Origin of the sequence: Pantoea sp. B623 (assembly GCF_024814475.1) — a bacterium.
Taxonomy (GTDB): domain Bacteria; phylum Pseudomonadota; class Gammaproteobacteria; order Enterobacterales; family Enterobacteriaceae; genus Pantoea; species Pantoea ananatis.
The window spans coordinates 1,102,603-1,122,331 of the sequence record NZ_JANUXM010000004.1; the positions used below are offsets into that span (position 1 = coordinate 1,102,603).

Annotated in this window: 19 protein-coding genes; all 19 read right to left on the reverse strand. The window is 54.1% G+C overall.

What is annotated here, in order from left to right; all coding sequences use genetic code 11:
* Nucleotides 1-96: 96 nt before the first annotated feature.
* Nucleotides 97-903 carry a cell division protein CpoB gene (gene cpoB / locus NXS97_RS07050; RefSeq protein WP_013025077.1) on the reverse strand — a complete coding sequence of 269 codons (807 nt, stop codon included), beginning with the start codon at nucleotides 901-903 and terminating at the stop codon, nucleotides 97-99.
* A gap of 9 nt (nucleotides 904-912) precedes the next feature.
* Entirely contained in the window at nucleotides 913-1,437 is a 525-nt protein-coding gene (pal, locus tag NXS97_RS07055) for a peptidoglycan-associated lipoprotein Pal (protein WP_014593199.1), read from the reverse strand.
* A 52-nt stretch (nucleotides 1,438-1,489) separates the two neighbouring features.
* A complete protein-coding gene (gene tolB / locus NXS97_RS07060) occupies nucleotides 1,490-2,785 on the reverse strand; it encodes a Tol-Pal system beta propeller repeat protein TolB (protein WP_014593198.1) in 1,296 nt (431 codons plus the stop codon).
* 115 nt (nucleotides 2,786-2,900) lie between these two features.
* Nucleotides 2,901-4,196: a cell envelope integrity protein TolA gene (tolA, locus tag NXS97_RS07065; protein ID WP_013025074.1), complete on the reverse strand. Its 1,296-nt coding sequence runs from the start codon at nucleotides 4,194-4,196 to the stop codon at nucleotides 2,901-2,903.
* Between the two features lie 26 nt (nucleotides 4,197-4,222).
* Nucleotides 4,223-4,651 carry a colicin uptake protein TolR gene (gene tolR, locus NXS97_RS07070; protein ID WP_014606291.1) on the reverse strand — a complete coding sequence of 143 codons (429 nt, stop codon included), beginning with the start codon at nucleotides 4,649-4,651 and terminating at the stop codon, nucleotides 4,223-4,225.
* A gap of 13 nt (nucleotides 4,652-4,664) precedes the next feature.
* Entirely contained in the window at nucleotides 4,665-5,351 is a 687-nt protein-coding gene (gene tolQ / locus NXS97_RS07075) for a Tol-Pal system protein TolQ (RefSeq protein ID WP_013025072.1), read from the reverse strand.
* Nucleotides 5,348-5,752 carry a tol-pal system-associated acyl-CoA thioesterase gene (gene ybgC / locus NXS97_RS07080; RefSeq protein WP_013025071.1) on the reverse strand — a complete coding sequence of 135 codons (405 nt, stop codon included), beginning with the start codon at nucleotides 5,750-5,752 and terminating at the stop codon, nucleotides 5,348-5,350. Before ybgC ends, tolQ begins: the two co-directional genes overlap by 4 nt.
* Before the next feature lie 181 nt (nucleotides 5,753-5,933).
* Nucleotides 5,934-6,227 (reverse strand): cyd operon protein YbgE, encoded by a 294-nt coding sequence (gene ybgE, locus NXS97_RS07085; RefSeq protein ID WP_014606292.1) that lies wholly within the window; start codon nucleotides 6,225-6,227, stop codon nucleotides 5,934-5,936.
* On the reverse strand, nucleotides 6,227-6,340 hold the full coding sequence (gene cydX / locus NXS97_RS07090; protein WP_013025070.1) for a cytochrome bd-I oxidase subunit CydX: 114 nt from the start codon (nucleotides 6,338-6,340) through the stop codon (nucleotides 6,227-6,229). The genes ybgE and cydX overlap by 1 nt, the downstream gene beginning before the upstream one ends.
* Before the next feature lie 14 nt (nucleotides 6,341-6,354).
* Nucleotides 6,355-7,494, reverse strand: coding sequence for a cytochrome d ubiquinol oxidase subunit II (gene cydB / locus NXS97_RS07095; protein ID WP_013025069.1), 1,140 nt, complete (start codon nucleotides 7,492-7,494; stop codon nucleotides 6,355-6,357).
* An 11-nt stretch (nucleotides 7,495-7,505) separates the two neighbouring features.
* A complete protein-coding gene (gene cydA / locus NXS97_RS07100; RefSeq protein ID WP_014593195.1) occupies nucleotides 7,506-9,077 on the reverse strand; it encodes a cytochrome ubiquinol oxidase subunit I in 1,572 nt (523 codons plus the stop codon).
* A 632-nt stretch (nucleotides 9,078-9,709) separates the two neighbouring features.
* Nucleotides 9,710-10,585: a succinate--CoA ligase subunit alpha gene (gene sucD / locus NXS97_RS07105; RefSeq protein ID WP_013025067.1), complete on the reverse strand. Its 876-nt coding sequence runs from the start codon at nucleotides 10,583-10,585 to the stop codon at nucleotides 9,710-9,712.
* Nucleotides 10,585-11,751 (reverse strand): ADP-forming succinate--CoA ligase subunit beta, encoded by a 1,167-nt coding sequence (gene sucC / locus NXS97_RS07110; RefSeq protein ID WP_013025065.1) that lies wholly within the window; start codon nucleotides 11,749-11,751, stop codon nucleotides 10,585-10,587. Before sucC ends, sucD begins: the two co-directional genes overlap by 1 nt.
* A gap of 68 nt (nucleotides 11,752-11,819) precedes the next feature.
* On the reverse strand, nucleotides 11,820-13,043 hold the full coding sequence (odhB, locus tag NXS97_RS07115; protein ID WP_013025064.1) for a 2-oxoglutarate dehydrogenase complex dihydrolipoyllysine-residue succinyltransferase: 1,224 nt from the start codon (nucleotides 13,041-13,043) through the stop codon (nucleotides 11,820-11,822).
* A 15-nt stretch (nucleotides 13,044-13,058) separates the two neighbouring features.
* Nucleotides 13,059-15,866 (reverse strand): 2-oxoglutarate dehydrogenase E1 component, encoded by a 2,808-nt coding sequence (gene sucA, locus NXS97_RS07120; protein WP_013025063.1) that lies wholly within the window; start codon nucleotides 15,864-15,866, stop codon nucleotides 13,059-13,061.
* Between the two features lie 200 nt (nucleotides 15,867-16,066).
* Nucleotides 16,067-16,783 carry a succinate dehydrogenase iron-sulfur subunit gene (locus NXS97_RS07125; protein WP_013025062.1) on the reverse strand — a complete coding sequence of 239 codons (717 nt, stop codon included), beginning with the start codon at nucleotides 16,781-16,783 and terminating at the stop codon, nucleotides 16,067-16,069.
* Nucleotides 16,784-16,797: 14 nt separating this feature from the next.
* Entirely contained in the window at nucleotides 16,798-18,564 is a 1,767-nt protein-coding gene (gene sdhA / locus NXS97_RS07130) for a succinate dehydrogenase flavoprotein subunit (protein ID WP_013025061.1), read from the reverse strand.
* Complete coding sequence (gene sdhD / locus NXS97_RS07135) at nucleotides 18,565-18,912, reverse strand: succinate dehydrogenase membrane anchor subunit (RefSeq protein WP_013025060.1); 348 nt, start codon at nucleotides 18,910-18,912, stop codon at nucleotides 18,565-18,567.
* Complete coding sequence (sdhC, locus tag NXS97_RS07140; RefSeq protein WP_013025059.1) at nucleotides 18,906-19,328, reverse strand: succinate dehydrogenase cytochrome b556 subunit; 423 nt, start codon at nucleotides 19,326-19,328, stop codon at nucleotides 18,906-18,908. Before sdhC ends, sdhD begins: the two co-directional genes overlap by 7 nt.
* Nucleotides 19,329-19,729: the final 401 nt, after the last annotated feature.

Genomic DNA, 19,729 nt, shown 5'->3' on the forward strand with positions numbered 1-19,729 from the left:
GTAGCGCAACCCTTATTTTCTGTTAAAGGGTTCAATTGCCTACCTTTCATGCGGCAAGACCAGAAATCACTCGATATCCGGTCAAACCTGCACAAATTACATACCAGACAACCGTTTTTGCGCCTGCTTAGCAGATTCGGTATCAGGATAAAGTTTGATCACCTGTTGATAAACGGCTTTGGCTTTCGCCGTGTCGTTTTTCTCCTGCATGATCACGCCAACCTTTAACAACGCTTCAGCAGCCTTGGGGGATTTTGGATACTGCTTTACCACCGTGGCGTAATAATACGCGGCGTCGTCTTTCTTGCCTTTGTTATAAAACAGCTGCCCCAGCCAGTAATTGGCATTCGGCTGATACGTCGAATCCGGATAGCGTTTCACCCACGCCTGTAGCGCAGCGATCGCCTGGTCATACTGTTTTTTCTCCAGAATGAGCGCGACAGCAGCATTGTAATCGCTGTTGGCATCGCCACTCTGTACCGGCGCACTGCCGCCGGCTGCTGCGGCACCGGAATCCGTGCCAGAGGCTGCTGCCGCGCCCGCACCGGCGCTATCACCGGCACCTGCGGCTGGCTGGCTGGCGTTGCTGTTATTGCTGCTCAGACTGTCGATCTGCTGATAGATCTGCTTCTGGCGCTCAACAACCTGGTTCAGCTGATAGGTATTTTGCTGGATTTCCCCACGCAACGAGTCGATATCCCGCTGGTTATCACTCATCTGCTGCTGCAGTTGCTGCATCAGCTGTGCCTGGGCGTTTGAGATTCTTTCTAGACTGGTGACGCGGTCTTCGACCGAGCCGGAGCCAACGCTACTGATTGACGCTTGGGCATTAGCGGCCCAGGGGGCCGCTACGCCAATCAGTAACGACAGACTCAACAGGTGATGTCTGAAGTTACTAACCATATGATTCTCTTAGTATACCAGTACGGCACGACGGTTTTTAGCGTAAGCCGCTTCGTCGTGGCCCAGAACGGCCGGCTTCTCTTTACCGTAAGAAACGATAGACATCTGGTCAGCTGACACGCCTTTACCTTGCAGATACATCTTAACGGCGTTAGCACGACGCTCGCCCAGGGCGATGTTGTATTCTGGCGTACCGCGCTCATCCGCATGACCTTCGATGGTCACTTTGTATGATGGATTGCTACGCAGGAAGTTAGCGTGCTGATCCAGCATCTGAGCGTAGTCAGACTGAACGTCATATTTGTCCAGACCGAAGTAAACGATGTTGTTCTGTTGCAGCTGTTGCATCTGCAGACGCGCCTGCTCATCAGAAGACATGTTACCGTTGCCGTTCATGCCAGAGTTAGCACCGTAAGCGCCATCAGCACCTGCGCCAGACTGGTCATTGTTGTTATTTTTGTGTGAGCTACACGCCGCAACTGCCATGATTGGCAGAGCCAGCATTAAACCCTTCAGTACTTTGTTCAGTTGCATTTGAAAATTCCCATTATTGTTTATTTTTTTGTAATGTCAGAAAGCTCAAACATTACAGGTACGGCGACCAGGCAGGAAATTTGACCTGTCCATCAGTTGCCGGAAGACGCGCTTTGAAACGACCGTCAGTCGAGACCAACTGCAACACGGAACCCATGCCCTGAGTAGAGCTGTAGATCACCATAGTGCCGTTTGGTGCCAGGCTCGGCGTTTCATCCAGGAACGTGTCCGTTAACGTTTGAACGGCTCCCGTTACCAGATCCTGTTTGGCGACGTGTTGAGCACCGCCACTGGTGCTAATCATCACCATTGATTTACCATCGCTGGCCACATCAGCATCCTGGTTCTGAGCCCCTTCCCAGGTAATACGCTGTGGTGAACCACCATTGATACCAATCTTATAAATTTGTGGTGCGCCAGCCTGGTCAGAGGTGTAAGCCAGCGTCTGGCTGTCCGGGAACCAGGTCGGTTCAGTACTGTTATAACGGCCGTCGGTGATCTGACGAATCTGACCAGAAGCCAGGTCCATTACGTACAGATTCAGGCTACCGGTTTTCGATAAGGCGAACGCCAGTTTGGTGCCGTCAGGCGAGAACGCCGGAGCACCGTTATGACGTGGGAATGAAGCCACCTGACGCACCGCGCCGTTCGAGAGCGTCTGAATAACCAGCGCCGACTTGCCGCTTTCAAAGGTCACGTAGGCCACTTTGCTGCCGTCTGGCGACCAGGCCGGTGACATCAGTGGCTGTGGTGAACGATGCACGACGAACTGGTTATAGCCGTCGTAGTCCGCCACGCGCAGTTCGTAAGGGAACTGACCGCCGTTGGTCTGCACCACATAGGCGATACGAGTACGGAATGCCCCTTTGATGCCCGTCAGTTTCTGGAACGCTTCATCACTCACGGTATGCGCCGCGTAACGCAGCCACTGTTTCGTGATTTTGTAAGAGTTCTGCGCCAGCACGGTACCCGGAGCACCTGCCGTATCGACCAGCTGGTAAGATACCTGATAGCTGCCGTCGGCGTTAGGCTGAATCTGTCCTACGACGACAGCATCAATGCCCAGTGCACTCCATGCAGCAGGCTGAACTTCCTGCGCGCTGGTCGGCTGCTGTGGCAGGCGAGAACGATCGAGCGGATTAAACTTACCGCTGTTACGCAGGTCAGCCGCGACGATGCCACCGATATCTTCCGGTGCCGCGCCAGGGCCTGCCCACTTGAACGGAACCACACCAATGGGACGCGCGCTGTTGACGCCCTGGGTGATTTCAATGCGAACCTCTGCGTGCAGCACTGCTGCCCACAACAGGATAAAAAAGCCTAACGTTACGCGAAGAGCTTGCTTCATTTTATCTCCCTTATCTGAACCTGAGTCCGCGATAATTGGCACTGTTCCTGGAAACCACGAGTACAACTAGAGTACGGCAAGCTAACCATAGATCAACCTGCCGCCGGTTACTGCATTATTGCGGTCTGAAACGCATCGGCGCGTTTTTAAACACTTCGTACACCGCTTGTGAAGGCGGTTTCGGAATACGTGCCTGCTTCGCTGCCGCGATGGCAGCCTGACAGAGCGCCGGATCGCCCCCTTCTGATTTCACATCAATCAGCATACCGTCAGGAGCAAGTTTAATACGTAAGTCACAGCTTTTGCCGCTATACAGATCCGCATCGTAAAAACGGCTCTGGATAGCACTGGTAATCTGGCCAAGGTACGCGTTCACATCTGCGCCAGAGGCACCCGCTTTCTTCTGGTTGCCCTGCCCTGCAGCACCGCCAGAGGCGCCGCTTTTCGGTGCATTCTTACCGGACGCTAAGCCGCCCAGCAGATCGTCGACGTCGCTGTCGTTCGCTGCCTCAGCCGCCGCTTTCGCTTTTGCTTCCGCTTTTGCCTTCGCGTCTGCTTTGGCTTTTGCGGCAGCATCGGCCTTGGCTTTTGCTGCGGCTTCGGCTTTTTCTTTCGCGGCTTTCTCTTTGGCTTCAGCCGCCGCTTTCTCTTTAGCTTCCTGCGCGGCCGCGGCTTTAGCTTCGGCGGCGGCTTTCGCTTCTGCCGCTTTGGCTTCTTTAGCGGCTTCCGCTTTAGCCTGCTTCGCGGCTTCAGCCTTGGCCTGTTTCGCGGCCTCGGCAGCCTCGGCTTTCGCCTGTTGTTCAGCCTGTTTCTTTGCTTCGGCCGCGGCGGCTTTCGCCTGTTGCTCAGCCTGCTTCTTCGCCTCGGCCGCAGCCTGCTTAGCGTCTTCCTGAGCCTTTATTTTCGCGTCAGCGGCGGCTTTGGCCTGGGCATCGGCTTCCGCTTTAGCATCCGCTTTGGCTTTCGCGGCGGCCGCCTCGGCCGCTTTCTGCTGAGATTCAGCCTGTTTCGCCGCCGCTTCGGCTGCTTTCTGCTGTTCAGCCTGGGCTTTCGCCTGCTGCTTCGCGTCTTCCTGGGCCTGCAGGCGTTCTTTTTCCAGCTCTTTCAGCCGCTGTTGTTCAGCCGCCTGCTTCTGCTGGAGCTCTTCGGCCTGCTGTTGTGACTGTTTCTGGCGCTGCTGCTCGGCACGCTGACTGTCGCTTTGCTGATTCTGCTGACGATTATATTGCTCGACCACCGCACCGGGATCGACCATAACTGCCTCGATATCGCTCCCGCCGCCGCCGCCGCTGGCTTCAATGTGCTCATTAAATGAGCTCCATATCAGCAGCGCAATCAGCACGATATGCAGAATCACCGAAATGATTATCGCGCGCTTTAATTTTTCGTTTTGCTCGGTTGCCTTCGACACACTCGGTTCCCAAAAACGGTTCGACTTTAAATCGGCTGCGTCATCAAACCGACAGATTTAACTCCAGCCTGATGCAGCAGGTTCAGCGCCTTAATGATTTCATCATAAGGGACCTCTTTGGCACCGCCGATCAGAAAGACAGTTTTCGGATTGGCTTCCAGACGACGTTGCGCTTCGCTAATCACCTGTTCAGGGGGTAGCTGCGATAAACGATCGTGATCCACCACCATGCTGTATTGGCCCACACCGGACACTTCTACAATTACAGGCGGATTATCATCACTGGAAACCGTCTTCGAATCCGTCGCATCCGGCAAATCCACTTCCACGCTTTGGGTAATGATCGGGGCCGTCGCCATAAAAATCAGCAACAGCACCAGCAAGACGTCCAGCAGTGGAACAATGTTGATTTCCGACTTTAGCTCGCGGCGACCGCGACCACGCACTCGGGCCATCATTTACCTCTGTTTACTTAGCGCTGTCGCTGGAAAAAGCCTGACGATGCAGGATAGCCGTGAACTCTTCCATGAAGTTGTCATAGCCCTGTTCCAGTTTATTGACGCGCTGGTTCAGTCGGTTATAAGCCATTACCGCAGGAATTGCCGCGAATAAACCAATAGCGGTCGCGATCAACGCTTCTGCGATACCCGGCGCAACCATCTGTAGCGTGGCCTGCTTTACGGCGCCCAGGGCAATAAAGGCATGCATAATCCCCCACACCGTACCAAACAGACCAATATACGGGCTGATGGACCCCACGGTGCCAAGGAAGGGAATGTGATTTTCCAACGCTTCCAGCTCACGATTCATGGAAATCCGCATCGCCCTGCTCGCCCCTTCCACTGCCGCCTCAGGCGCATGGTTGTTGACCCGATGCAGACGTGCGAACTCTTTGAAGCCGGCGTAAAAGATTTGCTCCGAGCCTGCCAGCTCTTCGCGACGCGCCTGACTTTCCTGATACAGGCGAGAAAGCTCAACGCCGGACCAGAATTTGTCTTCAAAGGCATCAGCTTCCCTTCCCGCCGCATTCAGAATACGCGTGCGCTGGATAATGATTGCCCATGAAGCAATCGAAAAGCCGATCAAAATCAACATGATAAGTTTGACCAGAAGGCTCGCCTTCAGGAACAAATCAAGAACGTTCATGTCAGTCACTGCTTGAACTCCGCGACAATAGACTTGGGAAGCGCAATCGGCTTCATTAGGTGTGGGTTGATGCAGGCAATCAGGACTTCTGCCTCATTGAGCACTTTGCCTTCTGCATTCACGATACGCTGGGTAAATGTCATCGTCGCCCGGGTCATTGATGTCACTTCACTCTGAATTTCCAGAAGATCGTCAAGACGCGCCGCCGAAAGATAGTCCACCGTCATGCGCCGCACCACAAAAGCAATCTGCTGTTCTAACAGCGTCTGCTGATTGAAATGATGCTGACGCAACATTTCGGTACGTGCTCGTTCATAAAAAGCGATATAGCTGGCGTGATAAACCACACCACCGGCATCGGTATCTTCATAGTAGACCCGAACCGGCCAGCGAAACAGCGTTGTACTCACTCTACATCCCGGCCTCGTTTTAAACGTTGCTACTATACGCAAGACAATTGGGGTTGGGAATGGGCTGCCAGGGCCAGGAGAAAATAATTATCAGTTGGTTACAACCGGAAGGCTTTAGTGGAGGTTTCTTGACCAGACGCTGAAGTAAACTCACGCTTCAGCGTAAAATGCTGACGGGCTGTCAGAGATAAAACCGGCTTACGCCCCACAAGAGTATCACTAATGCGGGTAAAGGGGTAAACAGAGCACGCCAGCGTAATCGTCGCGGACGAAACCCAACACCGTAAATCACGCCGGTGCATACCGCCCAGATGAGCAACACGCCCTGCCACAGCAGAATGCCGCCAGCACCGCTGGCATAACGTGCGGGATTCCACAGCAGACATCCCGCCAGCCAGAGTGCCAGCACCAGTGAAAGGGCCCGGAACGGGCCCTTATCCATCAGACGACAGGTCGTCTGTAGCCATCCGCTCATCAGGATTGTCGATCCGATGCGGCGCTGTCTTCGATATGCTCTATGGCCAGCGCCGTGATGATACCAAAGGCGCAGGCCAGCAAGGTGCCAAGAATCCAGGCAAAATACCACATGTGTTGACTCCTTATCAGTACAGTGAGTTGCTGTTGCTCTCAACATGCTCTTTGGTGATACGGCCAAACATCTTCCAGTAACACCAGCTGGTGTAAAGCAGGATGATGGGCACAAAAATAATCGCGGCAAAGGTCATGGTTTTCAGCGTCAGCAGACTGGAGGTTGCATCCCACATGGTCAGACTGGTGCCCGGTACCGTGCTGGAAGGCATAATAAACGGAAACATGGCAATACCGGCCGTCATAATGACGCAGGCAAGCGTCAGTGAAGAGAACACAAACGCCCATGCGCTTTTGTGCATACGTGAGCACAGCACCGTCAGCAGAGGCAGCACAACGCCCAGCAGTGGGAATAACCACAGCACGGGATGCTGCTGGAAATTCACCATCCAGGCACCGGCTTCGCGCACCACGGTTTTACCCAGCGGATTCGAGGCCGCATAGTGATCAAGCGTACTGGTCACCACATAACCGTCAATGCCGTACTTCACCCACACGCCCGCCAGTGCGAAGCACACCATCATCACCAGCGTGGAAATCTGGGTCGTGGCGCGCGCGCGCAGGTACAGTTCGCCGTTCGTACGCATCTGCAGGTAGGTTGCGCCCTGCGCCAGTATCATGGCGACGCTCACCACCCCTGCCAGCAGGCCGAAGGGATTAAGTAACTGGAAGAAGTTACCGGTGTAATACAGGCGCATATACTCATCAGCATGAAACGGAACGCCCTGGAGCAGGTTGCCAAAGGCCACGCCAATCACCAAAGGAGGGACGAAGCTGCCGATGAAAATGCCCCAGTCCCAGGCACCGCGCCAGCGCTTGTCTTCAATCTTAGAGCGGTAATCAAAGCCCACCGGACGAAAGAACAGCGACGCCAGCACCAGAATCATTGCCACATAAAATCCTGAAAACGCCGCCGCATAAACCATCGGCCAGGCGGCAAACAGCGCACCACCCGCAGTAATTAACCAGACCTGGTTACCGTCCCAGTGCGGCGCAATGGTGTTAATCATTACCCGACGCTCGGTATCGGTGCGTCCCAGCAGGCGCGTCAGCATGCCCACGCCCATATCAAAGCCATCAGTGACGGCAAAGCCCACCAGCAAAATGCCGATCAGCAGCCACCAGACAAAGCGCAGAACTTCGTAATCAAACATGGCGGTTCTCCTTATCCACGTGCCGGCTGAACGGTTTTCGCCATCTGCTCATGGTGATAACGACCCGTTTTCAGGCTACTTGGACCCAACCGGGCAAATTTAAACATCAGGTACATCTCGGCGACCAGGAACAGGGTATACAGACCGCAGATCAGCCCCATGGAGAACAGGATATCCCCGACGGTGAGCGACGAGTTCGCCACGGCCGTAGGCAGCACTTCGCCTATCGCCCAGGGTTGACGGCCGTACTCCGCCACAAACCAGCCTGCTTCAACCGCAATCCACGGCAGCGGAATGCCATACAGCGCGGCCTTGAGTAACCAGCGATGTTTGCCGATACGATTACGAATGACGCTCCAGAACGACAGCGTGATAACGCCGAGTAACAGCACGCCGCAGAGCACCATGATGCGGAAGGCAAAATACAGCGGCGCCACGCGTGGTATGGAATCCTGTGTTGCCTGCTTGATTTGCGCCTCGCTGGCATCTGAGACGTTTGGCGTATAGCGCTTCAACAACAGACCATAACCCAGATCTTTTTTGCTGTGATTAAAGGCATCACGCACGGCCGGATCGGTATTCCCGCTGCGCAGTTCATTTAACAGTGCATAGGCTTTCATCCCGTTACGAATGCGAACTTCATGTTGGGTCATAAGCTCTTTCAGGCCCGTTACAGGCGTATCCGTAGAACGGGTGGCGATGAGTCCCAGCAGATAAGGAATTTGAATGGCGTAGTGGTTCTCTTGTGATGCCTGATCGGGCAAACCGAACAGCGTAAACGCAGCCGGTGCGGGCTGGGTTTCCCATTCGGCTTCAATGGCCGCCAGCTTGGTTTTCTGCACATCGCCCATTTCGTAACCGGACTCGTCGCCCAACACGATGACTGACAATACGGCTGCCATACCGAAACTTGCCGCGATAGCAAAAGAGCGTTTGGCAAACGCCGTGTCGCGGCCTTTCAGTAAATACCAGGCGCTGATACCCAAAATAAACATTGCACCGGTGGTATACCCTGCCGCGACGGTGTGAACAAATTTCACCTGGGCGACTGGATTTAAGACCAGCTCAGAGAAGCTCAGCATCTCCATGCGCATGGTTTCAAAGTTAAACTCAGAGGCAATTGGGTTTTGCATCCAGCCGTTTGCCACCAGAATCCACAGCGCCGACATATTGGATCCCAGCGCCACCAGCCAGGTCACGGCCAGGTGCTGAACTTTGCCCAGCCGATCCCAGCCGAAAAAGAACAGGCCAACAAAGGTGGACTCAAGAAAGAAAGCCATTAATCCTTCAATAGCTAACGGCGCGCCAAAAATATCGCCGACATAATGAGAATAGTAAGACCAGTTGGTGCCGAACTGAAACTCCATGGTCAGTCCGGTCGCCACGCCCAGCGCAAAGTTAATACCAAATAACTTGCCCCAGAATTTTGTCATATCCTTATAAACTTGTTTGCCACTCAGCACATAGACCGTTTCCATTATCGCCAGCAAAAACGCCATACCGAGCGTTAAAGGTACGAAAAGGAAATGGTACATGGCTGTTAAGGCAAACTGTAAACGCGACAGCTCGACAATATCTAGCATAATGACTCCTTGCTCCTCACCTTAACTCTGTATCCGTACAGACTGAATAAGAGTCAGGAACGACTGATTATTGATTCCAGTTTTGTCATCGACAGGACAGTACTGTGTGCGGCCTGGGATGAGGGCGTAACCGTTAACGGTAACCTGTGAAACACCAATGCAGCCGCGTGGTTCAGACGTTTAACGGGGCATAATTTAAAAATTGATGCTTTCCCGTATTTGAACAAACGTTTGATTATTTTTTTAAAAGGCTGGATTGATGCAGCGCAATTTAAGCGCTTAACCGCGCCCTTTGCTAGCAGTAAAGTTTGTTATATATGGCGGGAAATTGATTTGGAATAAGGAAATAATGTGGGAAATATGTTTAAACGGAAGCTTTGTTAAAAATGTGTCACCGGGCAATTTAATTTTATATAAATATTTAACTTTATAGCGTGTTTAATAACGCCCATTCTTTTTGCGCCCCAAAAGCCAGGTCAGATAAAGCATAGCAAACACCACGGAAATACTTAAGATTATTTTATGTTATTTAAAGCACGACGCCAATCAGTTATGCGGCAAAAAGGCGTGCTCAGGTTTAAGCGATAAAAAAAGCCACCCGAAGGTGGCTTAATGCATTCCGCTCAGACCGCTTATTTGGCTGGCAGAACCGCTTTCACGGCATCGCCGATGTCAGCCAGGCTGCGTACGGTTTTCACACCTGCGGCTTCCAGCGCAGCAAACTTCTCGTCTGCCGTTCCTTTACCACCGGCAATGATGGCGCCAGCGTGGCCCATACGTTTGCCCTTCGGTGCCGTTACGCCCGCAATGTAGCCGACAACCGGCTTGGTCACGTGCTCTTTGATGAACGCAGCAGCTTCTTCTTCCGCACTACCACCGATTTCACCGATCATGACGATCGCTTCAGTCTGTGGATCGTCCTGGAACATTTTCAGGATGTCGATGAAGTTAGAGCCCGGGATCGGGTCGCCGCCGATGCCGACACAGGTAGACTGACCGTAACCGATATCGGTGGTTTGCTTAACGGCTTCATAGGTCAGGGTACCGGAACGCGAAACGATACCGACACGGCCAGGCTGGTGAATGTGGCCCGGCATGATGCCGATCTTACATTCGCCAGGAGTGATCACACCCGGGCAGTTTGGCCCGATCATGCGCACGCCTGCTTCATCCAGCTTCATCTTCACGGTCAGCATATCCAGCGTTGGAATGCCTTCGGTGATGGTGATGATCAGCTTGATACCGGCATCGATAGCTTCCAGGATACCGTCTTTGCAGAACGGAGCTGGCACATAGATGACGGTTGCGGTCGCGCCTGTGGCTTCAACGGCTTCACGCACGGTGTTGAACACCGGCAGGCCCAGATGGGTCGTGCCGCCTTTGCCCGGTGTTACGCCGCCAACCAGCTGCGTGCCGTATGCCAGCGCCTGCTCAGAGTGGAAAGTTCCCTGTCCGCCGGTGAATCCCTGGCAAATGACTTTGGTGTTTTTGTCGATCAAAATGGACATTATTTACCCTCCGCAGCAGCAACAACACGCTGTGCCGCGTCTGTCAGACTGGTTGCTGCAATGATGTTCAGACCACTGTCCGCCAGTTTCTTAGCGCCCAGTTCAGCGTTGTTACCTTCCAGACGTACCACGACCGGTACGTTAACACCGACTTCTGCTACTGCACCGATGATGCCGTCTGCGATCAGGTCGCAACGCACGATGCCGCCGAAGATGTTAACGAATACCGCTTTCACCGCGTCGTCAGACAGGATGATTTTAAAGGCTTCGGTTACGCGCTCTTTGGTCGCGCCGCCGCCGACATCCAGGAAGTTCGCTGGCTGGCCACCGTGGTGCTTAACGATGTCCATCGTACCCATCGCGAGGCCTGCGCCGTTAACCATACAACCGATGTTGCCTTCCAGCGCAACATAGTTCAGTTCCCACTGTGTCGCGTGCGCTTCACGAGGATCTTCCTGGCTTGGATCGCGCATTTCACGCAGCTCTGGCTGACGGAACAGGGCATTGCCATCGGCACCCAGTTTGCCATCCAGACAGATCAGGTCGCCCTGCTTGGTGATCACCAGCGGGTTGATCTCAACCATCGCCAGATCGCGCTCCAGGAACATGGTGGCCAGACCCATGAAAATTTTGGTGAACTGGCTGACTTGCTTACCGGTCAGGCCCAGTTTAAAGGCTAACTCACGGCCCTGATAAGGCTGTGGACCGGCCAGTGGATCAAGCGCCATTTTGTGGATCAGGTGTGGCGTTTCTTCTGCCACTTTCTCGATTTCCACGCCGCCTTCGGTCGATGCCATAAAGATGACGCGACGGGTTGCACGGTCAACCACGGCACCCAGGTACAGCTCCTGATCGATATCGGTTGCCGCTTCAACCAGAATCTGGTTTACCGGCTGACCATTGGCGTCAGTTTGGTAGGTAACCAGACGTTTGCCCAGCCAGTTTTCAGCGAAAGCACGGATGTCTTCTTTGCTGTTAACCACTTTCACACCGCCCGCTTTACCGCGGCCACCGGCATGAACCTGACATTTAACTACCCACGGGCCTGCACCGATTTTCGATGCCGCTTCTTCTGCTTCACGTGGTGTAGTACAGGCGTAGCCGGTCGGTGCTGGCATGCCATACCGTGCAAACAGCTGTTTAGCCTGGTATTCGTGTAAGTTCATGATGTTCTATCCATTCAGATCTGAAAAGAGTATTGAGATTGGGCACGCAACGCGTGCCCAGTGATGAATCAGACATCCAGCAACAGACGCGCCGGATCTTCCAGCATCTCTTTCACCGCGACCAGATAGCCGACAGATTCACGACCATCGATTAAACGGTGATCGTAGGAGAGAGCCAGGTACATCATTGGCAGGATCACAACCTGACCATTGACCGCCATAGGACGATCTTTAATGGCGTGCATGCCCAGAATCGCGCTCTGTGGCGGGTTGATGATTGGCGTAGACATCAGCGAACCGAACACACCACCGTTGGTGATGGTAAAGTTACCGCCCGTCAGATCGTCAACCGTCAGCTTGCCGTCACGGCCTTTCACTGCCAGTTCTTTAATTTTCTTCTCGATGTCAGCCATGCTCAGCGCATCAACGTCACGCAGGACAGGCGTCACCAGTCCGCGTGGCGTAGAGACGGCAATACTCACATCGAAATAGTTGTGGTACACCACGTCTTCGCCATCGATAGAGGCGTTGACTTCTGGATAACGCTTCAGCGCTTCGACCACGGCCTTGATGTAGAAAGACATAAAGCCCAGACGCACACCGTGACGTTTCTCGAACGCATCACCGTACTGCTTACGCAGGTCCATAATCGGCTTCATGTTGATTTCGTTGAAGGTCGTCAACATGGCGGTGCTGTTCTTGGCTTCCAGCAGACGCTCCGCGACGCGCTTACGTAAACGCGTCATCGGAACACGTTTTTCGCTGCGGTTGGCAACAGGCTGCTGAGCCGTTGCTGCACCCGCCGCTGGCGCGGCGGCTTTCTCAGCCTGCGGTTTGTTCGCCAGATGTTTTTCAACGTCTTCACGCGTTAAACGTCCGCCCACGCCGGTGCCTTTGATCTGCGCAGCGTCAAGATTATGCTCCGCAATCAGGCGACGGATCGCCGGGCTGAGCGCATCGCTGCTCTCTTCTTCAAGCGACGCTGTCTGACGCTGGGCTGGCGTGGTGTCATTGCTTTCCGCTTTGGCACTGCTTTCTTTACCCGCACTGTTGCCTTCTTTCAGGCGACCCAGGATCTGGCGGGACGTAACGGTTGCCCCTTCGTCTTCCAGCACGGCTTCCAGCACGCCATCGGCAGATGCCGGCACTTCCAGCACGACTTTGTCAGTTTCAATTTCGACGATGACTTCATCGCGGCTGACTGCATCGCCTGGTTTCTTGTGCCAGGTTGCTACTGTGGCATCTGCAACCGATTCAGGCAGGTCGGGAACGAGAATATCTACGCTACTCATTATCTTTCCTTTTAATTAATTGACGTTCAGTGCGTCATTAACCAGGTCTTGCTGCTGTTGTTGGTGTACGGACATATAACCCACGGCCGGAGAAGCCGATGCCGGGCGACCTGCATAACGCAGGGTGGCGCCAAACGGCACGACATCACGGAAATGATGCTGGCTACAGTACCAGGCGCCCTGGTTCAGTGGCTCTTCCTGGCACCAGACAAAGTCCTGTACGTGAGAATAGGCTTTCAATGCTTCCTGTACCGCCTGATGCGGGAACGGGTAAAGCTGTTCGATGCGCACGATGGCAACATCGGTTTTCTCGTCTTTACGACGCTGTTCCAGCAGATCGTAGTAAACCTTACCGGAGCACAGCACGACGCGTTTCACGCCCTGCGGATCCAGATCGTCGATCTCACCAATGGCCGGCTGGAAACTGCCGTTTGCCAGTTCATCCAGCGACGAGATCGCCAGCGGATGGCGCAACAGCGACTTCGGCGACATCACCACCAGCGGACGGCGCATCCCGCGCAGCGCCTGACGGCGCAGCATGTGATACACCTGAGCCGGCGTCGACGGGACGCAAACCTGCATGTTCTGCTCGGCGCAAAGTTGCAGATAGCGTTCCAGACGGGCAGAGGAGTGTTCCGGGCCCTGACCTTCGTAGCCATGCGGAAGCAACATCACCAGGCCACACATACGGCCCCACTTCTGTTCGCCAGAGCTGATGAACTGGTCAATCACCACCTGAGCACCGTTGGCAAAGTCACCAAACTGCGCTTCCCAGATGGTCAGCACGCGCGGCTCAGCCGTGGCGTAACCGTATTCAAACGCCAGCACCGCTTCTTCAGACAGCACCGAATCCCAGACTTTGAACTCGCCCTGGCTGTTATGAATATGGTGCAGCGGCGTATAGGTTGAACCGTTAGCCTGGTTGTGCACGACCGCGTGGCGATGGAAGAAGGTTCCACGACCGGAGTCTTCACCCGAGAGGCGAACCGGAATACCTTCATCCACCAGCGTGGCGTACGCCAGATTCTCGGCACCGCCCCAGTCGAACGCTTTCTCGCCTTCGGCCATCAGCTTGCGATCGTTATAGATCTTAGCCACGCGCGACTGCACTTCAATCTGCTCAGGGACCTGGCTGATACGCAATGCCAGTTCCTTCAGGCGTTTCATGTCAACCTGTGCCGGATAAGGCTCATCCCATTCGTGGTTCAGATAAGGCGACCACGTGAAGGAGTGCAGGCTCATCGGACGCCATTCCGGCACCACGCATTCGCCCGCATCGAGCGCATCGCGGTACAGGTTCACCATCTCGGTGGCATCTTCCTGCGACGCGACACCTTCGCCTTCCAGACGATCGGCGTAAATTTTACGCGGCGTCGGATGCTTTTTGATTTTCTGGTACATCAACGGCTGGGTAGCACTTGGCTCATCCGCCTCGTTGTGACCATGACGGCGATAGCACACCAGATCGATAAACACATCGCGTTTGAAGGTGTTGCGATAGTCCAGCGCCAGGCGGGTAACAAAGGCCACCGCTTCCGGATCGTCAGCATTGACGTGGAAAATCGGTGCCAGCACCATCTTGCCGATGTCAGTACAGTACGGGGTTGAACGCGCATCTTTCGGGTTGGAGGTGGTAAAACCAACCTGGTTGTTAATGACGATACGTACCGTGCCGCCCACTTCGTAGCCGCGCGCCTGAGACATGTTCAGGGTTTCCTGAACCACGCCCTGACCAATCACCGCCGCATCACCGTGAATGGTGATAGGCAACACTTTATTGCTGACCGGTTCGGCCAGACGATCGAGACGTGCACGTACCGATCCCATGACCACCGGGCTGACAATTTCCAGGTGAGACGGGTTAAACGCCAGCGCCAGATGCACCAGACCACCTTCGGTTTCGATATCCGAAGAGAAGCCCATGTGATACTTCACATCACCGGTGCCCAGATGCTCTTTGTGTTTACCGGAGAATTCGTCGAACAGATCCTGTGGCTTTTTACCCAGTACGTTAATCAGTACGTTAAGACGACCACGGTGCGCCATCCCCAGTACCACTTCACGTGTGCCGCTTTTGCCCGCATGACGAATCATCTCGCGCAGCATCGGCACCAGCGCATCACCGCCTTCCAGCGAGAAGCGTTTTGCACCCGGGAATTTCGCGCCCAGATATTTTTCCAGCCCTTCTGCCGCGGTCAGCTCTTTCAGGAAACCTTTTTTCTCTTCGCCACTGAATGACGTCTGGCTCGCACCGGATTCGATACGCTGCTGGATCCAGCGTTTCTCTTCAGTGTTATTGATGTGCATATACTCTGCACCAATCGAGCCACAGTAGGTCTGCTTCAGCGCGTCGAACAGATCGGCCAGCTTCATGGTTTCTTTGCCAATGGCAAAAGAACCTACGTTAAAGCTTTCCTGAAAATCGGCGTCGGTCAGATCGTGAAAGGCAGGATCGAGATCGGCAACGCGGTCCTGTTTCCACAGGCCAAGCGGATCGAGATTTGCTTCCTGATGTCCGCGGAAACGAAACGCGTTGATCAGCTGCAGCACTTTCACTTGTTTGGAGTTGGTTGCCGGATCGGTAACTGAGGAGGTGTAACGAGATGCGTCTTTCGCCAGGCGACGGAAATATTCGCGAGTTGCGGAGTGGAACTGCTCAGGTTTCACTCCCGTGCCTGGTAACTGTTGGAACATCGAGCGCCACACTGCATCCACAGAGTCAGGATCGGTCAGGAAATCCTCATAGAGTTGCTCTATGTAAGACTGATTCGCGCCGGCCAGCCAGGAGGAGTCCAGCCAGGGCTTCATCGCGCTGTTCTGCATTGTGATCCCTTAAGCAATGTTATGCTTTTTTGAGGTTTCATTTGTTGCCGCTTTCGCGGTTTGCCGTAGTGAGTTCAGCGATACGAGCACTGTGCGCAGCGCGCGCCCGGCCCGTAAGGGAACCTTTGTAAACGTGGTCGGGACCGCGTTTACAGAGGCTTCCGTAAAATACCGGGAACCTGAGGTTCCCGGTGGTACAACTACGCGCTGCGTTGCAGCAGCATCGACTTAATGTGGCCGATAGCACGCGTCGGGTTTAGCCCTTTAGGACAAACACTTACACAGTTCATGATGCTGTGACAGCGGAAAACGCTGAATGCATCGCTCAGATTATCCAGACGCGCATCCGTTTCCGTATCACGGCTGTCAATCAGGAAGCGGTAAGCGGCCAGCAGGCCTGCAGGACCAATAAACTTGTCCGGGTTCCACCAGAACGACGGGCAAGAGGTTGAGCAACAGGCGCAGAGAATACACTCATACAATCCGTCCAGATGCTCACGCTCGCCCGGCGACTGCAGATGCTCACGCGCTGGCGGGTTTTCACCGTTATTCAATAAGAAAGGCTTAATTTTCTCATACTGGGCATAAAACTGGCCCATGTCCACCACCAGGTCGCGCACGACCGGCAGGCCCGGTAGAGGACGGATAACGATTTTCTGCTTGCCGTTGCCTAACGCCGAGACCGGCGTGATACAGGCCAGGCCGTTTTTCCCGTTCATGTTCAGGCCGTCTGAACCGCACACGCCTTCACGGCATGAGCGACGAAACGCCAGGGTAGGATCCTTCTCTTTCAGACGGATCAGCGCATCCAGCAGCATCATGTCACGGCCGTCTTCCGCTTCCAGGGTATAGTCCTGCATGCGCGGTTTGTCATCGACGTCCGGGTTGTAACGATAGATCGAAAATTCAAGTCTCATGATGATCTCCGCAATTAGTAGGTACGCGCTTTCGGCGGGAAGGCCGCACGCAGTTTCGGTTGCATGTTCACCTCACGGCGCGTCATGCTTTCCGTTTGCGGAACATAGAGGCTATGGCACAGCCAGTTGGCATCATCACGTTCCGGATAGTCGAAGCGGCTGTGTGCGCCACGGCTCTCAGTGCGGTAGTTGGCCGCCACTGCGGTGGCATAAGCGGTTTCCATCAGGTTATCCAGCTCAAGGCACTCAATACGCTGTGTATTGAAGTCAGGTGAGCGGTCATCCAGGCGCGCGGACTTCAGACGCTCACGGATCTCTTTCAGTTCAGCAAGCCCTTCACGCATCGCATCGCCTTCACGGAATACCGAGAAGTTGTTCTGCATGCAGCGTTGCAACGCCTTGCGGATTTCAACCGGATCTTCACCCGTGGTGTTATTTTCCCAGCGGTTGAAACGCGCCATCGCGGCATCAATGTTTTCCTGGCTGGCTTCTCGCAGTTCACCCTGCTCTTCCAGACATTCAAGCAGATGCACGCCAGCCGCACGACCGAAGACCACCAGGTCCAGCAGCGAGTTGCCACCCAGACGGTTCGCCCCGTGTACCGATACGCAGGCGATTTCACCCACCGCGAACAGGCCAGGAATCACTTCGTCTTCGCCCTGCTCATTCACACGCAGCGCCTGACCGGTGACTTTGGTTGGCACGCCGCCCATCATGTAGTGACAGGTTGGGATAACCGGAATCGGCTCTTTAATCGGGTCAACGTGAGCAAAGGTACGGGACAGCTCAAGGATGCCCGGCAGGCGCGATTCCAGCACTTCCGCACCCAGGTGATCGAGTTTCAGCTTGATGTGCGGGCCCCATGGACCGTCGCAACCACGCCCTTCACGGATCTCCACCATCATCGAACGGGCCACAACGTCACGACCGGCAAGGTCTTTGGCGTTAGGCGCATAGCGCTCCATGAAACGCTCACCGTGTTTGTTTAGCAGATAACCGCCTTCACCACGACAGCCTTCGGTGACCAGTACGCCAGCACCGGCGATACCGGTTGGGTGGAACTGCCACATTTCCATATCCTGCACGGGCACGCCCGCGCGCAGCGCCATGCCAACACCGTCGCCGGTATTGATGTGGGCGTTCGTCGTGGACTGATAAATACGTCCTGCACCGCCCGTCGCCAGAATGGTGGCCTTGGCTTTGAAGTAAACCGTTTCGCCGGTTTCCATGCAGATTGCCGTACAGCCTACGATGGCACCGTCGTCATTTTTGACCAGATCCAGTGCATACCATTCCGAGAAGATAGTGGTTTTATTTTTCAGGTTCTGCTGATACAGCGTATGCAGCAGTGCGTGGCCGGTACGGTCGGCCGCTGCGGCAGTACGCGCCGCCTGCTCACCGCCGAAGTTTTTCGACTGACCACCAAACGGACGCTGATAAACGCGGCCGTCATCAAGACGGGAGAAGGGCAAGCCCATGTGCTCCAGTTCCAGAATCGCTTCCGGACCGACGTGACACATGTATTCAATCGCGTCCTGGTCACCGATGTAGTCGGAACCTTTGACGGTGTCATACATATGCCATTCCCAGTTATCGTCATGGGTGTTACCCAGCGCAACGGTAATTCCGCCCTGCGCGGAGACCGTATGGGAACGGGTCGGGAAGACTTTGGACAACAGGGCACAGGTCTGGCCCGACTGGGAGATTTGCAACGCCGCGCGCATACCCGCGCCGCCTGCGCCGATCACCACGGCATCAAATTCTCTTACTGGTAAACTCATTTACACACCCCACACCACAACAAATCCATAAATTGCATATGACAACAGCGCCACTACGATGACCAACTGCAACAGCAGACGCGTTGCCAGCGGTTTAACGTAGTCCGTTAAGACCTGCCACATACCGATCCAGCCGTGGATCAGAATGGAAAACAGCGTCAGGAGCGTGAACACTTTTGTAAATGCAGAAGCGAAGAAGCCACGCCAGATGTCATACGTCAGCGTGTCTGTCATCACCACGAAACCGAGGAGATAGATGATGTAAAGCGTGATGAGGATTGCCGTCGCGCGCAGCAGCAGCCAGTCCTGAATGCCATTGCGACCCAACGCGGATGCATTGCTTACCATACGAGGACTCCTGCTAAAATTGAAAGCACGACAGTAATACCAAACGTCACCTGCGCAGAACGCTTACCTGCTTCGAGCGTTTCGGCCAGATAACCAAAATCCATTAACATATGACGTATCCCGCCCACTGCATGATAGGCCAGCGCAGTCAAAATGCCCCACATGATGAACTTCGCAAAGAAACCATTCATGACAGATGCAGCGTGCTGGAAACCTTCAGGAGAAGAGAGGGAAAGACCGAGAAGCCATAACAGGATGCCGAGAGCAACCAGGGTGATGACGCCGGAGACGCGGTGAAGAATGGACGATATTGCAGTAACGGGAAACCGGATCGTCGAGAGATCCAAGTTGACAGGTCTTTGTTTTTTCACGGTTTTGCCCACACAGCTCTTTTTTATTTTGCTTCCTCCGGACATAAGACCTGAACCCTAAACGTGTTCAGACTTTATCCGTCACCAAAATAGCAACATCCAGTGTTAAATGACGTGTTACAAACGCTGGGTGGCTCCTGGTGTCAGGGTATTCCGGAGACCTGGCCGGAAGTATAGGACGATCACATTCTGATTACAATTCCCCTACAAACTCTTTGGAGAATTTTGGGTGGAACAGTGATCATTCTCACGTTTTTCACAATTCATACAAATTTAATTATCTGATTTGACAATAGTTCAACAATTCAGTTACAAACTATCCCGATAAAATCCTATGATGCACAAAAGTTATGGGGATACACTTTCTCCTAAGCTCAAGTTATGTAACATTGCCACTAACAGCTTTTAAAACCATCAGGTTATTGGTTACAAAGAAGTTATGTCCT